The sequence below is a fragment of the Streptomyces sp. WAC00040 genome, assembly GCF_056835925.1.
The window spans coordinates 3,962,404-3,980,144 of sequence record NZ_JAKQZE010000001.1; the positions used below are offsets into that span (position 1 = coordinate 3,962,404).

11 protein-coding genes are annotated in these 17,741 nt (G+C 71.0%); all 11 read left to right on the forward strand.

From position 1 onward, the window contains the following. The first annotated feature begins 575 nt into the window (after positions 1-575). The 11 genes from MDN94_RS18245 to MDN94_RS18295 all read left to right on the forward strand — a co-directional run bounded on the left by MDN94_RS18245 (position 576) and on the right by MDN94_RS18295 (position 17,706). Positions 576-2,276 carry a carbohydrate-binding module family 20 domain-containing protein gene (locus tag MDN94_RS18245; protein ID WP_482726801.1) on the forward strand — a complete coding sequence of 567 codons (1,701 nt, stop codon included), beginning with the start codon at positions 576-578 and terminating at the stop codon, positions 2,274-2,276. Between the two features lie 88 nt (positions 2,277-2,364). Continuing rightward, positions 2,365-7,752, forward strand: a complete 5,388-nt coding sequence (gene pulA / locus MDN94_RS18250; protein ID WP_482726802.1) for a pullulanase-type alpha-1,6-glucosidase — start codon at positions 2,365-2,367, stop codon at positions 7,750-7,752. Positions 7,753-7,938: 186 nt separating this feature from the next. Then, positions 7,939-8,337, forward strand: a complete 399-nt coding sequence (locus MDN94_RS18255) for a cell division protein SepF (RefSeq protein WP_482726803.1) — start codon at positions 7,939-7,941, stop codon at positions 8,335-8,337. Positions 8,338-8,392: 55 nt separating this feature from the next. Beyond that, positions 8,393-9,601, forward strand: coding sequence for an AAA family ATPase (locus MDN94_RS18260; RefSeq protein WP_482726804.1), 1,209 nt, complete (start codon positions 8,393-8,395; stop codon positions 9,599-9,601). After that, positions 9,598-9,930 (forward strand): nucleotide pyrophosphohydrolase, encoded by a 333-nt coding sequence (locus MDN94_RS18265; RefSeq protein ID WP_482726805.1) that lies wholly within the window; start codon positions 9,598-9,600, stop codon positions 9,928-9,930. The genes MDN94_RS18260 and MDN94_RS18265 overlap by 4 nt, the downstream gene beginning before the upstream one ends. A gap of 190 nt (positions 9,931-10,120) precedes the next feature. Continuing rightward, complete coding sequence (locus MDN94_RS18270) at positions 10,121-10,606, forward strand: DUF6099 family protein (RefSeq protein ID WP_482726806.1); 486 nt, start codon at positions 10,121-10,123, stop codon at positions 10,604-10,606. A 56-nt stretch (positions 10,607-10,662) separates the two neighbouring features. Beyond that, positions 10,663-11,586 (forward strand): LLM class F420-dependent oxidoreductase, encoded by a 924-nt coding sequence (locus MDN94_RS18275; protein WP_482726807.1) that lies wholly within the window; start codon positions 10,663-10,665, stop codon positions 11,584-11,586. A 16-nt stretch (positions 11,587-11,602) separates the two neighbouring features. Further along, positions 11,603-12,505 carry a homocysteine S-methyltransferase gene (gene mmuM, locus MDN94_RS18280; protein WP_482726808.1) on the forward strand — a complete coding sequence of 301 codons (903 nt, stop codon included), beginning with the start codon at positions 11,603-11,605 and terminating at the stop codon, positions 12,503-12,505. 96 nt (positions 12,506-12,601) lie between these two features. Further along, the gene (locus tag MDN94_RS18285) at positions 12,602-14,062 is read left to right on the forward strand and encodes a 3' terminal RNA ribose 2'-O-methyltransferase Hen1 (RefSeq protein WP_482726809.1); all 1,461 of its coding nucleotides are present in this window, start codon (positions 12,602-12,604) and stop codon (positions 14,060-14,062) included. Then, complete coding sequence (locus tag MDN94_RS18290; RefSeq protein ID WP_482726810.1) at positions 14,059-16,620, forward strand: polynucleotide kinase-phosphatase; 2,562 nt, start codon at positions 14,059-14,061, stop codon at positions 16,618-16,620. Before MDN94_RS18285 ends, MDN94_RS18290 begins: the two co-directional genes overlap by 4 nt. A 357-nt stretch (positions 16,621-16,977) precedes the next feature. After that, entirely contained in the window at positions 16,978-17,706 is a 729-nt protein-coding gene (locus tag MDN94_RS18295; protein ID WP_482726811.1) for a Crp/Fnr family transcriptional regulator, read from the forward strand. The last annotated feature ends 35 nt before the right edge of the window (positions 17,707-17,741 follow it).

Consider the following 17,741-nt stretch of genomic DNA (forward strand, 5'->3'; position numbering starts at 1 on the left):
CGGGAACTGATGGTGCGTGGCGGCGCGGAGACGGCGCCGCTCGGCCGGGGCGCCGTCGCGCTCCGGTGAATGCGGCGGCGCCCGAAGGCTGTTCGGAAGCCCGGGGCCTGCCCCTGATCGGGGCGTGGCGGGGTCTGTCTGCGGCCCCGGGCCTCCCGTTTGCGCGGCCTCGGCCGGCGAAGTCGGGGGGCCTTGGCCCGATACCCGTCCCTACGCGGCCTGTTGAGGCGCTCCGGCGTTCACGGGCCGGTAGCGTGACCGGCCCGGCCGGCCGGGCGCGTAGGGCCCCGGCACTGACCGGAACCCCCGGCCGACCGGACCGGAGTCATGGTTGAACGTAACACCGTTGCAATGACTTGCGAAAGAGTTTGCGGCCAGGAAACAGCGGGTTTTCAAGCATGTCACCGGAGTCTGCCTGAAGGGTTGACCGGCGGCCGGGCGGGCCATACGGTCTCGTCCGCAACGAGTTTCAGACTTCTTGCAGCAAGAAATCCCCAAGGCCTTGCGGGCACGGCGCGTTGCCGCACGAGGCTGACCCCTCGCATCCGCACCTTCCTGTGAGCCCAGGAGGAACCATGGCCAACAGAACCGTGGCCGCGGCACTCGCCGTTGTGGCAGGAGCCGCCGTCGCCGTCACGGCCCCCAGTACCGCCCAGGCCGCCCCACCCGGCGACAAGGACGTCACCGCGGTGATGTTCGAGTGGAAGTTCGACGCGGTCGCCCGTGCCTGTACCGACTCCCTCGGCCCCGCCGGCTACGGATTCGTCCAGGTCTCGCCGCCCCAGGAGCACATCCAGGGCGGCCAGTGGTGGACCTCGTACCAGCCCGTCAGCTACCGGATCGCCGGTCGTCTCGGTGACCGCACCGCATTCCGGAGCATGGTCGATGCCTGCCACGCGGCGGGCGTCAAGGTCATCGCCGACTCCGTCATCAACCACATGTCCGCCGGTTCCGGCACCGGTACCGGCGGATCCGCGTACACGAAGTACAACTACCCCGGTCTGTACTCCGCGCCCGACATGGACAACTGCACCTCGCAGATCAACAACTACCAGGACCGCGGGAACGTGCAGAACTGCGAGCTCGTCGGGCTCGCGGACCTGGACACCGGCGAGGAGTACGTCCGGGGCCGGATCGCCGCATATCTGAACGACCTGCTGTCGCTCGGCGTCGACGGCTTCCGCATCGACGCCTCCAAGCACATGCCCGCCGACGACCTGGCCGCCATCAAGGGCAGGCTCGCGAACACGGGCGTCTACTGGAAGCACGAGGCCATCCACGGCGCGGGCGAGGCCGTCTCCCCGAGCGAGTACCTCGGCAGCGGCGACGTCCAGGAGTTCCGCTACGGACGCGGCCTCAAGCAGGTCTTCACCGGCGGGAGCCTCGCCCACCTGAAGAACTTCGGTGAGGGCTGGGGCTTCATGGAGTCCGGGAAGTCCGCCGTCTTCGTCGCCAACCACGACACGGAGCGCGTTGGCGACACCCTCACCTACAAGGACGGGGCCAACTACACACTGGCCCACGTCTTCATGCTCGCCTGGCCGTACGGCTCGCCCGACGTCCACTCCGGATACGAGTTCACCAACCACGACGCCGGCCCGCCGAACGGCGGGGCGGTGAGCAGCTGCTACAGCGACGGGTGGAAGTGCCAGCACTCCTGGCGCGAGATCTCCTCGATGGTCGGCTTCCGCAACACCGCCCGCGGCCAGGGCGTCACCAACTGGTGGGACAACGGCGCCGACCAGATCGCCTTCGGGCGGGGCACCAAGGCGTACGTCGCCATCAACCAGGAGGGCGCCGCGCTGACCCGCACCTTCCAGACCTCCCTGCCGTCCGGCACCTACTGCGACGTGCAGAGCGGCAGGAGCGTCGCCGTCAACGGCTCCGGGCAGTTCACCGCCACGCTCGGCGCCGGCACCGCCCTCGCACTGCACGCCGGTGCGCGGGACTGCGGCGGGGGCTCGACCGACCCCGAACCGGTGAGCGTGGGCGCGTCCTTCGCCGTCAACGCCACCACGGTCGTCGGCCAGAACATCTACGTCACCGGCAACCAGCCGGCGCTCGGCAACTGGAACCCCGCCGGCGCGGTCAAGCTCGACCCGGCCGCCTACCCCGTGTGGAAAGCGGACGTGAACCTCGCCGCGGGCACGTCCTTCGAGTACAAGTACATCCGCAAGGACGGAGCAGGCAACGTCACCTGGGAGAGCGGCGCCAACCGCACCGCCACCGTCCCGTCCTCCGGCAAGGTCACGCTGAACGACACCTGGCGCAATTGACGCCATCCCCTGTGCTGCCCCGCGTCCCTCCCCGGGCGCGGGGCACCGCACTCGCACCACAACCACCCTCATCCAGGAGAGACCCGCCTTGATACGCCCCCGTGTCCCGCTGCGCCACATCGTGGCCGCCGCCGCGGCGACGGCGACGGTCGCGGCGCTCGTGACCGCCCTTCCGGCGGCCGCAGCGCCCGAACCGCCCAAGCCGCCGTCGGACAGATCGCTTGCCGCAGAGCCGGCCCGCCACGACCTCACCCGCGAGCAGTTCTACTTCGTCCTGCCCGACCGCTTCGCGAACGGCGACAGGAACAACGACCGCGGCGGACTGACCGGTTCGCGCCTCACCACCGGCTACGACCCCACCGACAAGGGCTTCTACCAGGGCGGCGACCTCAAGGGGCTCACCGAGAAGCTGGACTACATCAAGGGGCTCGGCACCACCGCCATCTGGATGGCGCCCATCTTCAAGAACCAGCCCGTGCAGGGCGAGGGGAAGGACGCGGGCGCCGGCTACCACGGCTACTGGATCACCGACTTCACCCAGGTCGACCCGCACTTCGGCACCAACGCCGACCTGGAGAGGCTGATCGACAAGGCCCACGCCAAGGGCATGAAGGTCTTCTTCGACGTCATCACCAACCACACCGCCGACGTCGTGGACTACAAGGAGAAGTCGTACGGCTACCTTTCCAAGGGCGCCTTCCCCTATCTGACCGAGGACGGCGTGCCGTTCGACGACAGCGACTACGCCGACGGCACCCGGCGCTTCCCCCGCACCGACGAGGACTCCTTCCCGCGCACCCCCGTCGTGCCGGACGCCAAGAAGAACCTCAAGGTCCCCTCCTGGCTCAACGACCCGGAGATGTACCACAACCGCGGTGACTCGACCTTCGCCGGCGAGTCCTCCGAGCACGGCGACTTCGTCGGCCTGGACGACCTGTGGACCGAACGTCCCGAGGTCGTCGAGGGCATGGAGAAGATCTACCAGCGCTGGGTCCGCGACTTCGACATCGACGGCTTCCGCATCGACACGGTCAAGCACGTCAACACCGAGTTCTGGACACAGTGGGCGACCTCGCTGGACGAGTACGCGGCGAAGCACGGCCGTGACGACTTCTTCATGTTCGGCGAGGTCTACTCCGCGGACCCGGCCATCACCTCGAAGTACGTCACCCAGGGCCGCCTCGACGCCACGCTCGACTTCCCGTTCCAGGACGCGGCACGCACCTTCGCCTCGCAGGGCGGGTCCGCCGAGAAGCTGGCGAACCTCTTCGCACAGGACTACCGCTACACCACGGACAAGGCCAACGCCTACGAGTCCGTGCCCTTCCTCGGCAACCACGACATGGGCCGCTTCGGCACCTTCCTGGCGCAGGACAACAAGGACGCCGACGACGCCGAGCTGCTGAAGCGCTACCGGCTCGCCAACGAACTGATGTTCCTCAGCCGCGGCAACCCCGTCGTCTACTACGGCGACGAGCAGGGATACACCGGGGCCGGCGGCGACAAGGACGCCCGCCAGACGCTGTTCGCCTCGAGGACCGCCGACTTCCTGGACGACGACCAGATCGGCACGGGCCGCACCCACGCCGAGGACGCGTACGACACGTCGCACCCGCTCTACCGGCAGATCGCCGCGCTCGCGAAGCTCACCAAGGCTCACCCGGCGCTGCGTGACGGTATCCAGCAGCAGCGGTACGCGCAGGACTCGGTGTACGCCTTCTCCCGTACCGACGCCCGGGCGGCGACCGAGTACGTCGTCGCGCTCAACAACGCCACAGAGGCGAAGACCGTCCAGGTGCCGACCGGTTCGGCCGCCATGGACTTCACCGCGATCCACGGCGCCGACGGCACCGTCCGCAGCGGGGCGGACAAGAAGATCGAGGTGACCGTCCCCGCGCTCTCCTCCGTCGTCCTCAAGGCGGCCGGGCCGCTCGCCGCGCCCGCCGCCGTGCCGTCGATCACGCTCGAGGCGCCGGAGGCCGGCGCCACCGGCACCGTCGAGATCTCCGCGGACGTCGACGGCGGGCAGCAGAACCGTGTCGTCTTCGCCGCCCAGACCGGCAACGGCAGGTGGCAGGTCCTCGGCTCCGCCGACCACGCCCCCTACAAGGTCACCCAGCACATCACGGCCCCGGCCGGAACGGCCCTGCGCTACAAGGCCGTCGTCGTCGACAGCGCGGGCCGTACCGCGAGTGCCACGGCCGCCACCACCAGCGGCGCCCCGGCCGTCGAGCAGCCGCCGAGCGCCACCCAGCGCGACTACGCGATCGTCCACTACAAGCGCGCCGACGGGGACTACGACGACTGGGGCCTTTACACCTGGGGCGACATCGCCGAGGGCGAAGGCACCACCTGGCCCGCGGGCAAGCCGTTCACCGGCCGTGACGCCTACGGCGCCTTCGCCTACGTCAAGCTCAAGCCCGGCGCCTCCTCCGTCGGCTTCATCGCCGTGAACAAGGACGGCGTGAAGGACACCGACGCCGACCGCAGCATCGATCTGTCCCGGACCGGCGAGGTCTGGATCGAGCAGGGCAAGCCGGAGGTGCGGAACACGGCCCCCGAGGGCGCCTACCCGCCCCAGGACACCGGCAAGGCGATCCTGCACTACAAGCGGGCCGACGGCGACCACGCCGGCTGGGGCCTGCACACCTGGACCGGCGCCGCGAACCCGACCGACTGGTCGAAGCCGCTGGAGCCGGTGCGGACCGACGCGTACGGCGCGGTCTACGAGGTGCCGCTGGCGCCCGGCGCCACGTCGCTCAGCTACATCCTCCACAAGGGCGACGAGAAGGACCTGCCGTCCGACCAGTCGCTCGACCTCAAGGCTCACGGCCACGAGGTGTGGCTGCTCGCCGGCCAGGAGAGGTACCTGCTGCCGCAGCCCAAGGGCGGCGGAGCGGCACTGGACCTGACCAAGGCGCAGGCGGTCTGGATCGACGAGAACACGGTCGCCTGGAACGGCAGTGAGGCCGCCGCCTCCAGCGCCCTGCTCTACTCGCGCGACGGCTCGATCGCGGTCGAGGACGGCGCGCTCACCGGTGACCGCCGCGTGCTGCGCCTCGCGAGGACGGAGCTCACCGACGCGCAGAAGGGGAAGTTCCCGCACCTGTCGAAGTACACCGCCCACACGGTCGACCCGCGTGACCGCGACCGCATCCGGGAAGCGCTGAAGAGCCAGCTCGTGGCGGCCCAGTACGCCGCCAACGGAGCCGTGGTCACGGCCACCGGGGTGCAGATCGCCGGAGTGCTCGACGACGTGTACGCGGCCAGGGCCACCAAGGCCGACCTGGGCGCCACCTTCGACCGCAAGGGCGTGCCGACACTGCGGCTCTGGGCGCCCACCGCCCAGCACGTCTCCCTCGAACTCGAGGGGAGGACCGTCGCGATGCGCCGCGACGAGGCGAGCGGAGTCTGGTCCGTCAAGGGCAGCAGGAGCTGGAAGGGGGACACCTACCGGTACAACGTGAAGGTCTGGGCTCCCTCCGTCCAGAAGGTCGTCACCAACAAGGTCACCGACCCGTACTCGCTGGCGCTCACGGCGGACTCGGAGAAGAGCGTCGTCGTCGACCTGTCCGACAGGTCTCTCGCGCCCAAGGGCTGGTCGACGCTGAAGAAGCCCGCGGCCGTGCCGCTGAAGGACGCCCAGATCCAGGAGCTGCACGTCCGCGACTTCTCCATCGCGGACGCCACCGCCGAGAACAAGGGCACCTACCTCGCCTTCACCGACAAGGACAGCAAGGGCTCGAAGCACCTGCGCGAACTCGCCGGCGCCGGCACCTCGTACGTGCATCTGCTGCCCGCCTTCGACATCGGCACCATCCCCGAGAAGAAGTCGGACCAGCAGCAGCCCGAGTGCGACCTGAAGATCTACGCACCCGACTCGGAGGAGCAGCAGGCCTGCGTCGCCGCGGCGGCCGCGAAGGACGCGTTCAACTGGGGCTACGACCCGCTGCACTACACCGTCCCCGAGGGCTCGTACTCCACCGATCCGGACGGCACGAAGCGCACGGTCGAGTTCCGGCAGATGGTCAAGGCGCTCAACGAGGACGGCCTGCGCACCGTCATGGACGTGGTCTACAACCACACCGTGGCCGCGGGGCAGTCGGACAAGTCCGTACTGGACAAGGTCGTGCCCGGCTACTACCAGCGGCTGCTGGCCGACGGCAGCGTCGCCACCTCCACGTGCTGCGCGAACACCGCGCCGGAGAACGCGATGATGGGCAAGCTCGTCGTGGACTCCGTCGTGACCTGGGCGCGTGACTACAAGGTGGACGGCTTCCGCTTCGACCTGATGGGACACCACCCCAAGGAGAACATCCTGGCGGTCCGCGCCGCGCTCGACGAGCTGACGCTCGAGCGGGACGGCGTGGACGGCAAGAAGATCATTCTCTACGGGGAGGGCTGGAACTTCGGCGAGATCGCCGACGACGCGCGGTTCGTCCAGGCCACCCAGAAGAACATGGCCGGCACCGGCATCGCCACCTTCTCCGACCGGGCACGCGACGCCGTCCGCGGCGGCGGACCGTTCGACGAGGACCCGGGCGTGCAGGGCTTCGCCTCCGGTCTCTACACCGACCCGAACACCTCGAAGGCCAATGGCACCCAGGCCGAGCAGAAGGCCCGGCTGCTGCACTACCAGGACCTGATCAAGGTCGGACTGTCCGGCAACCTCGCGTCCTACTCCTTCACCGACACCAGCGGCCGGACCGTCAAGGGATCCGAGGTCGACTACAACGGCGCCCCGGCCGGTTACGCCGCCGTGCCCGGTGACGCCCTCGCCTACTCGGACGCCCACGACAACGAGGCGCTGTACGACGCCCTGGCCTTCAAGCTGCCGGCCGGCACGTCGCCGGACGACCGGGCCCGGATGCAGGTGCTCGCGATGGCGACGTCGGCACTGTCGCAGGGGCCGTCGCTGTCCCAGGCGGGCTCGGACCTGCTGCGGTCCAAGTCGCTGGACCGCAACTCGTACGACAGCGGTGACTGGTTCAACGCCATCCACTGGGACTGCCGCGACGGCAACGGCTTCGGCCGCGGACTGCCTCCGGCGGCCGACAACAAGTCCAAGTGGGGCTTCGCGAAGCCGCTGCTCACCGACCCGTCGCTGACCGTGGGCTGCGCCGAGATCGACGGTGCCTCCGCGGCCTACCGGGACCTGCTGAAGATCCGTACCGGTGAGCCCGCCTTCGGCCTGTCCACCGCCGGGCAGGTCCAGTCGGCGCTGTCCTTCCCGCTGTCCGGCAAGGACGAGACCCCCGGCGTGATCACCATGCGGCTCGACGACCTGGTCGTGGTGTTCAACGCCGGTCCGCAGCAGCAGACCCAGCGCGTCGCGGCACTGGCCGGCGAGGCCTACGCCCTCCACCCGGTCCAGCGCGCGGGCGCGGACGCGACCGTCAAGTCGGCCGCGTACGAGAAGGGTTCGGGCACCTTCACGGTCCCGGCACGCACGGTCGCCGTCTTCGAACGCGGCTGATCCTTTGGCCCTGATCCCTTGATCCCCTGGTCCGGACTCCGGGCCAGGGGATCGCTGCGTTCAGGGGCGCCCTCAGGGCCGGGCCCCCGGCGTTGCGCCCGCGGCGGGCACGGTGCCGGGCGGGTTCCCGTTCCTCCATCCGTGTCGCTGTTGGGCCGAAAGGGTGAGGGGGGTGAGGATGGACCCATGAGTAGGTACGAGAGGTACGACGTCACCGACGAGCAGTGGGAAGGTCTGGCCCAGGTCGTCCCGCTGCGCGGCCGCAACGAGTGGCCGTCGCGGGTCGACCACGTCACGGTCCCACGGGAGTACGAGGCCGCCGAGCACCGTCGTTTCATCGTGCTGCGCGTACAGGTCTTCGGTGACGCGCGCGAGGTCGCCGAGTACCTCGTCGCCGGGATGCCGGTGCTGCTGGACCTCACCGGCGCCGACGCCGACGTCGCCAAGCGGATCCTCGACTTCAGCAGCGGTGTGGTGTTCGGACTCGGGTGCCAGATGCACCGGGTCGACCGGAACGTCTTCCTGCTCGCACCCGTCGGCACCGAGGTCGAGGGGGCCGCGGCCGAGCCCGTACCCCATTCGTAGGAAGGTCCCTCAGACGGAACGGTTCGGCGTGTCCGGGCTGCGTACCGTCCCGATCATGGACACGAAAACCCAGGTCATGGACGTGGGAACGCCGATCGGGAGCCGCACGCCGGTCGTCGGTCCCCAGGCGTCGCCCGGCCGCGGGACCAACGCCCGGCCCGCCGTCACACAGTTACGGCTCTCCGCCTTCAGGTCGCACCGGGCCGCCGCCTTCCCGCTCGGCCCCATGACGCTCTTCGCGGGGCCGAGCGGCAGCGGCAAGTCCAGCGCGCTCCAGGCGTGCGAGGCGCTGGCGCTCCTGGGCGCCGGCCGCGATCTGGCCACCGCCTTCCCCGAGCCGGCCGACTGCGTCCCGGAGCGGGCGGTCGCCGACAGACAGGGGCGGCGCGGATTCCGTATCGGCTGTACGGTCGACGGCCCGGCCGGGCCGGTCATGCTCGACCTGGCCGTGCAGACCGAGCCGAGCCTGCGGGTGGCGGGCGAACGGCTCACCGGCGGCGGCCGGACCCTGCTGACCACGGCACTGCGCGACCCCGCACGGTCCGTCGTGGAGGCGGCGTGGCACACCGCGGGCTCCGCGACCGTCACCCGCGGTCCGCTGCCCGACGACAGGCTCGGCACCGCGCTGCTGCCGTTGCGCGTCGCGGGGAGCACAGAGGCGCAGTTACAGGTGCTCGCCGCGGCCGAACAGGTCGTGGTGGCACTGCGGTCGGTGTTCGCCTGCGACCCCCGGCCGGAGCGGATGCGCCGGCCCGTGCCGGCGGGGTCCGGACGGCTGCGCCGGGGCTGCGACAACCTTGCCGAGGTCCTGCACCGCACGCGCAGCGAATGCGCCAAGCGGCACGCGAGGCTCGCGTCGGCGGCCCGGATGGGGTGCGCGGGAGCGGTGGCCGACGTCGCGGTCGAGGAACTGGCGGGCGGGCGGGTGCGTGCCCTGCTCGCGCGGGGCGGTGCGCTGGGCTCGACACCGGTGGGACGGCTCGGCGAAGGGGAGCTCAGGTATCTGGGGCTCGCCCTGGTGCTGCTCACCGGGCCGGGCGTGCTCGCCATGGACCAGGTGGCGGAGGTGCCCGTGGCCTACCAGTCGCTCACGGTGCTCGCCGACGGCTTCGACCGCAGCCTCGACCCCGAACAGACCCGCCAACTGGTGGCGCTGGGGGCGGAGATGTGCGCTCGGGGACACATCAGGCTGGTGGGGACCGTCACGGACGCGTCGTGCGCGCGGGGGATCGACGGCGTGACGGTGGTAGACCTGGTGCCGTGACGAGAGACGACGGGCTGGATGTCGAAGGGCTGCAGCGCAGGCTGGCCGGGTTCGCGGCGGCGCGCGGCTGGGAGCCTTACCACACGCCGAAGAACCTCGCCGTGGCGCTGAGCGTCGAGGCGGCCGAACTGGTCGAGATCTTCCAGTGGTTGACACCGGAGGAGTCGGCGCGGGTGATGGAGGAGCCGGAGAGGGCGCACGGGGTGCGCGACGAGGTCGCGGACGTGCTGGCCTACCTGCTGCAGTTCTGCGAGGTGCTCGGGATCGACGCCCTTCAGGCGCTGTCGGAGAAGATCGACCGCAACGAGGTCCGTTTCCCACCGAAGTGAGAACCGGGGGCGAACAGCCGGGTACCACCGGGCACACAATGCCACGTCGTCACTCTCCGGAGTTGTCGAGTTATCCACAACGGCCTGGCTGTCCACAGATTTCCGAATTCCCCTGGCTTTCCGGCTCAATGGGCTTCACTCTGGGTAATGAACTCAGTGGGCAGGATTTCGCACGAACGGGGGTGCGCACATGGATGCGGAACGGCTCGTCAGGATGTGCCGTCATGCGCTGGCCCAGAGCCGCGCGGTGCCGGAGATCGTCGCGGAGGCATGGCAGGCCCAGGCTCTGGCGCAGGCGATCGGCGCCCGTCTGGTGCTCGTCGGCCCGCCGGAACTGCGGGGCGAGGCCAGAGGGCTGAGCGAGATCGGCGGTCGCGGATGCGGCGTGCTCGACCATCCGATGGTGCGCAGCGGCACGGTCCGGGCCACGGGACTGACCGAAGTGGCCGACCCGGAGGCCACGTTGATCGCTCTGAACGTGCTGCTCGGAGACGTCGGCATCGCACTCGTCGGCGTCGCCTGCGCCACGGACGACGAGGGGCTCTACTGGCAGTGCATCGAGACGATAGACGCCGCCGACGAGTCCAGCGACCGGGTACGCGGCATGCTGCGCCGGCTCGCCGAACGGGAACCGGACCGGCCGCCGGAAACCGTCCGCGGCCGCGCCGGCCCCTGACGGTCAGAGGGAGCCTTCGGCCGCCGGGCCGGTAGTCCAGGGTGCAGGATGGAAGCATGGATCTTCGAATCTTCACCGAGCCCCAGCAAGGGGCGAGCTACGACACCCTGCTTGCCGTCGCCAAAGCCACCGAGGACCTCGGCTTCGACGCCTTCTTCCGGTCCGACCACTACCTGAGCATGGGCTCTTCCGACGGGCTGCCCGGGCCGACCGACGCCTGGATCACCCTGGCCGGACTGGCCCGTGAGACCAAGCGCATCCGCCTCGGCACCCTGATGACGGCGGGCACCTTCCGGCTCCCCGGCGTGCTGGCGATCCAGGTCGCCCAGGTCGACCAGATGTCGGGCGGCCGGGTCGAACTGGGCCTCGGCGCCGGCTGGTTCGAGGAAGAGCACAAGGCGTACGGCATCCCCTTCCCGAAGGAGAAGTTCGCCCGGCTCGAGGAGCAGCTGGCGATCGTCACCGGACTGTGGGCCACGGAGGTGGGCAAGACCTTCTCCTACGACGGCACGCACTACCAGCTGTCCGACTCGCCCGCACTGCCCAAGCCCGCCCAGCGGAAGATCCCCGTGCTGATCGGCGGCCACGGAGCGACCCGCACCCCCCGCCTCGCCGCCCAGTACGCGGACGAGTTCAACCTGCCCTTCGCCTCGATCGAGGACACCCAGCGGCAGTTCGCCCGGGTGCGCGCCGCCGCGGAGAAGGCCGGCCGTGCCCCCGACGACCTCGTCTACTCCAACGCGCTGGTGGTCTGCGTCGGCAAGGACGACGCGGAGGTGGCCCGTCGCGCGGCGTCGATCGGCCGCGAGGTGGACGAGCTGAAGGCGAACGGACTGGCGGGGTCGCCCGCGGAGGTCGTCGACAAGATCGGGCGCTATGCCGCCACCGGCTCTTCCCGCCTCTACCTCCAGGTGCTCGACCTCGACGACCTCGACCACCTGGAACTGATCTCGTCACAGGTCAGCTCGCAGCTGAGCTGACCCGAGGGGGAGCACCGTGAAACCCGCCCGTACGCTCGCCGCCGCCCTCGAGGAAGGCCCCCTCGTCCTGGACGGCGGCCTGTCCAACCAGCTCCAGGCACAGGGCTGCGACCTGACCGGCAGCCTCTGGTCGGCCCGGCTGCTCGCCGAGGACCCGGAGCAGGTCGAGGCCGCGCACACGGCCTACGTACGGGCGGGGGCCCAGGTACTGATCACCTCGAGCTACCAGGCCACGTTCGAGGGCTTCGCCCGGCGGGGCTTCGGCCGGGAGCAGGCGGCCGGACTGCTGGGCCGCAGCGTCGGCCTGGCCAGGTCCGCGGCGGACGCCGCGGGCCACGAGGTGTGGGTCGCCGCATCCGTCGGACCGTACGGCGCCATGCTCGCGGACGGCAGCGAGTACCGCGGCCGGTACGGACTCGGCGTGCGCGAGCTGGAGCGGTTCCACCGGCCACGGATCGAGGCGCTCGCCGCAGCCGGTCCGGACGTGCTCGCCCTGGAGACCGTGCCGGACACGGACGAGGCGCGGGCGCTGCTCGACGCCGCCGAAGAGTGCGGCGTGCCGGTGTGGCTGTCGTACACCGTCGCGGGCGGCCGCACCCGCGCCGGGCAGCCGCTCGCAGAGGCGTTCGCGCTCGCCGCCGGCCGCGACCAGGTCATCGCGGTGGGCGTCAACTGCTGCGACCCGCGCGAGACCACGGACGCGGTCGCACTCGCCTCGGAGGTCACCGGCAAGCCGGCCGTCGTGTACCCGAACAGCGGCGAACGGTGGGACGCCGTCTCCCGGTCCTGGCAGGGCGGCTTCGGGTACGACCCGGGCATGGTGCGCGCATGGCGCGAGGCCGGGGCGCGCCTGGCCGGCGGCTGCTGCCGGGTCGGCCCTCGCGAAATCGCGGAGCTCGCTCGGCTGCTGAGCCCCTGAAGGCGGGCCGGACACGCGTGGTGGCGCCCCGGACACGGGCCGTCCCCTGACGAAAACCCCTGGTCGGAGCGGCCGATGAGGACGATACTCAAACGCGTGTTCCTAACGATCAGTACCACCGGCACCGTTGAACGCCCCGCGACCGACCTCGGATACCTGCTGCACAAGCATCCCGACAAGGCGCAGGCGTTCTCCACCTCGCACGGCACGGCGCACGTCTTCTACCCCGAGGCGTCCGCCGAGCGGTGCACGGCCGCACTGCTCCTGGAGGTGGATCCGGTGGCACTGGTGCGGCGCGGCAAGGGCAAGGGCCGCGGCGGCGCCCCCGACTCGGCGCTCGCCCAGTACGTCAACGACCGCCCCTACGCGGCGTCGTCCCTGCTGGCCGTCGCCCTGACCACGGTCTTCAAGAGCGCCCTGCGCGGCGTGTGCGCCGCACTGCCCGGGAGAGCGGAGGCTCCGATGCCGCTGCGCATCGAGGTGCCCGCGCTGCCGGCCCGCGGCGGCGCCGAGCTGGTGCGGTCGCTGTTCGGGCCGCTCGGCTGGAGCACGGTGCAGGTCGAACCGGTCGCGCTCGACACGAAGTTCCCCGAGTGGGGCGACTCCCGCTACGTACAGCTGGTGCTCGAAGGGGAGCTGCGGCTCGCCGACGCGCTGCGCCAGCTCTACGTGCTGCTGCCCGTCCTCGACGACGCGAAGCACTACTGGGTCGCGCCCGACGAGGTCGACAAGCTGCTGCGCGCAGGTGAGGGCTGGCTCGCCGACCACCCCGAACAGAAGCTCATCACCAGCCGCTACCTGTCTCGCCGCTGGGGACTGACCCGCCGGGCCATGGAGCGCCTCGAACTGGTGCGGCTGGCCGAGGCCGACGACCTCGACGTCGAGGACGTCGACAACGCGGTCGACGAGACCACCGACACGGAGGAGCGCCCCGTACCGCTCGCCGAGCAGCGCAGGGCCGCCGTCCTGGAGGCACTGCACTCGGCCGGCGCGAGCAGGGTGCTCGACCTCGGCTGCGGTCAGGGCCAGTTGGTGCAGGCCCTGCTGAAGGACACGCGGTTCACGGAGATCGTCGGCGTCGACGTGTCGGTGCGTGCGCTGACCGTCGCGGGCCGGCGTCTCAAGCTGGACCGCATGGGCGAGCGGCAGGCGTCCCGCGTCAAGCTGATGCAGGGATCGCTCACGTACACCGACAAGCGGCTGACGGGATACGACGCCGCCGTGCTGAGCGAGGTCATCGAGCACCTCGACCTGCCGCGGCTGCCGGCCCTGGAGTACGCGGTGTTCGGCTCGGCCCGGCCGCGGACAGTACTGGTGACGACCCCGAACGTCGAGTACAACGTCCGCTGGGAGAGCCTGCCCGCCGGACATGTGCGCCACGGCGACCACCGCTTCGAGTGGACCCGCCAGGAGTTTTGCACGTGGGCCGAGGGCGTGGCGGAGCGCCACGGCTACGGCGTACGGCTCGTGCCCGTCGGGCCCGACGACCCCGAAGTGGGCCCGCCCACGCAGATGGCCGTGTTCGAGATCACCGAGAAGGAGGCGAAGGCCGCATGACCAGCACGACACTCTCCGAAAGCACGACCGCGCCCGGCCGCCGGCTCCCGGTGACCGACCTGTCGCTCGTCGTCCTCGTCGGGGCCACCGGTTCCGGCAAGTCGACCTTCGCGCGCAGGCACTTCAAGCCGACCGAGGTCATCTCCTCCGACTTCTGCCGGGGACTGGTCGCCGACGACGAGAACGACCAGAGCGCCAGCGGCGACGCGTTCGATCTCCTGCACTACATCGTGGGCAAGCGGCTCGCGGCCGGACGGCTCACCGTCGTCGACGCGACGAGCGTCCAGGCGGAGAGCCGCCGGCAGCTGGTGCGGCTGGCAAGGCAGTACGACGTCCTGCCGATCGCGATCGTCCTCGACATGCCCGAGGACGTGTGCGCGGAGCGCAACGCCGGCCGGCCCGACCGGGCCGGCATGCCCCGCCATGTCATCGCGCGCCACCGGCGCGAGCTGCGCCGTTCACTGCGGGGCCTGGAGCGCGAGGGCTTCCGCAAGGTGCACATCCTGCGCAGTGTGGAGGAGGTGGAGAGCGCCGAGATCGTCCTCGAGCGCCGCTACAACGACCTCCGCCACCTCACCGGCCCGTTCGACATCATCGGCGACATTCACGGGTGCAGCTCCGAGCTGGAGACCCTGCTCGGCAAGCTCGGCTATGTGGACGGCGCCCACCCCGAGGGCCGTACCGCCGTCTTCGTGGGAGACCTCGTCGACCGCGGCCCCGACAGCCCCGGCGTGCTGCGGCGGGTGATGGCGATGGTCGCCGCCGGCAACGCCCTGTGCGTGCCCGGCAACCACGAGAACAAGCTCGGCCGCTGGCTGCGGGGCCGCAACGTCCAGCACACCCACGGCCTCGCGGAGACCATCGAGCAGCTCGAGAAGGAGGACGACGCCTTCCGCGAGCAGGTGAAGGAGTTCATCGACGGCCTCGTCAGCCACTACGTGCTCGACGAGGGCAAGCTCGTCGTCTGCCACGCGGGCCTGCCCGAGAAGTACCACGGCCGCACGTCGGGGCGGGTGCGTTCGCACGCGCTGTACGGGGACACGACGGGGGAGACCGACGAGTTCGGACTGCCCGTCCGCTATCCGTGGGCGGAGGACTACCGGGGCCGTGCCGCCGTGGTCTACGGCCACACACCGGTGCCCGACACCTCATGGATCAACAACACGATCTGCCTCGACACCGGGGCCGTCTTCGGCGGCCGGATGACCGCACTGCGCTGGCCCGAGCGTGAACTGGTCGACGTACCGGCCGAGAAGGTCTGGTACGAGCCGGTCAGACCGCTCGTCACCGAGGCCCCGGGCAGCCGTGAGGGCCGGCCGCTGGACCTCGCCGACGTGCAGGGCAGGCGGGTGGTCGAGACCCGGCACATGGCGCGCATCGGCGTGCGCGAGGAGAACGCGGCGGCGGCGCTCGAGGTGATGAGCCGCTTCGCCGTCGACCCGCGGCTGCTCACCTATCTGCCGCCCACGATGGCCCCGACGGCCACGTCCAGGGAGGACGGCTACCTGGAGCACCCGGCGGAGGCGTTCGCCCAGTACCGGTCCGACGGCATCACCAGGGTCGTGTGCGAGGAGAAGCACATGGGCTCGCGGGCGGTCGCGCTCGTCTGCCGTGACGCGGACGCGGCGCGTGCGCGCTTCGGTGTCGAAGGCCCCACCGGAGCGCTGCACACCCGCACCGGGCGGCCGTTCTTCGACGACCCGGCGGTCACGGAGGAGATCCTGGGACGTCTGCGCACGGCCGTCACCGACGCCGGGCTTTGGGACGAACTCGACACGAGCTGGCTGCTGCTGGACGCGGAGCTGATGCCCTGGTCGCTCAAGGCGTCCGGGCTGCTGCGCTCGCAGTACGCCGCGGTCGGCGCGGCCTCAGGGGCCGTGCTGCCGACAGCGACCGCCGCCCTGGAGGCCGCCGCCGCGCGCGGCGCCGCCGTGGAGGCCCTGCTGGACCGGCAGCGCGAGCGCACCGCCGACGCGGCCGCGTTCACGGAGGCGTACCGGCGCTACTGCTGGACCACCGACGGGCTGGAGGGAGTGCGCCTCGCACCCTTCCAGATCCTCGCGGCCGAGGGCCGTTCGCTCGCCGCGGTCCCGCACGACGAGCAACTGGCCTGGCTGGACAAGCTGGTGGAGCACGACGCCACCGGCCTGCTCCAGGTCACCAGGCGGCTGATCGTCGACACGGGCGACGAGGCGTCTGTGCGCTCCGGTGTCGACTGGTGGCTGGAGATGACCGGGCGGGGCGGCGAGGGCATGGTCGTCAAGCCGCTCCAGGCTCTCGCGCGGGACGGCAAGGGCCGTCTCGTGCAGCCGGGCATCAAGGTCCGCGGCCGTGAGTACCTGCGGATCATCTATGGCCCCGAGTACACGCGGCCGCGGAACCTGGAGCGGCTGAGGGAGCGGTTCCTGAACCACAAGCGCTCCCTCGCGCTGCGCGAGTACGCCCTGGGCCTCGAGGCGCTGGACCGGCTGGGCGACGGGGAGCCGCTGTGGCGGGTCCACGAAGCGGTGTTCGCCGTACTGGCTCTGGAGTCGGAACCGGTGGACCCGCGGCTGTGAGCCGCAGGTCCTGAGGACAGGCGGCGCACGGACGATGCGGCCGCGACGGCTGTGTGACGGCCTCGGGCGCCCGGCGGGCGCCCGAGGCCGTCAGTACGTCGGGGGGCTCGTTCAAGAGGTACGACTGAGGCTCATGCGCCTGCACGTGGCTGAATGCGCCCCCTCATGCCCCCGAGCTCCATCGAGATCGTATTGACCGACCATTGACCGGCCCATAGCGTCGTTGCCCCGACGCAGTGTGACGGTTGGTCAACTGTGTGGCACGGAGTGCCGTGCGAGACCACTGCGCGGGAAGGAACGCCGGCGAAGGACGTGGTCCCCCGAAGGGCCAGCACATCCGCTGCGGGGGGCGAGTCGATGAGTCTGTTCGGAGGGGGCTGTTCGTTTCTCGACGCCCTCACTCCACAGGACCGCGCCACGCTCACCGCGCTCGGAGCGCCCCGCGTCTACGCGTCCGGTGACGTCATGATCGAGGAGCGGGACACGAGCACCTTCGTGCTCCTGGTGCTTTCCGGCTGGGCCGTGGTCTCCGTGGGCACCGACCGCGGCGGCCGTCTCATCCTCGCCCTGCGCGGGGCCGGCGAGGTCGTGGGCGACCTCGCGGCCGTGGACCGCGGCCCGCGCAGCGCCACGGTGACCGCGCTCGGCGAGGTGCGCACCGTGGCCGTCTCCGGCGAGCGTTTCCGCAGCTTCCTCGCCGCCAGGCCGCAGGCGACGGCGCTGATCATGCGCCAGCTCACGGCCCGCCTGCGCAGCTCGGACGTGGAGCGGCGCTCGCTGGCGTCCGGCTCCGTGCTCCAGCGGCTCGCCGCCCGCCTGGTCGAACTCGGCGGACGGGTCGGCCGCACCGACGGCGACGGCACCGTCATCGACCTGCCCCTGCCGCAGCACGACCTGGCGGCGGCCATAGGAGCCACCAGGGAAGCGGTCGCCAAGGTGCTGCGGCTGCTGCGGGAGCAAGGGGTCGTCCGCACCGCGCACCGGCGGCTGATCGTCACCGACATGGACCTGCTGCGGCTCCTCGCGCAGGGCCGCGAGCAACCGCCGCAGCGCGGACCGGGGAAGAAAAGCCCGCCACTTGTGTAAACGGCTACATCGCCCGTCGCACGACGCACCGAGTC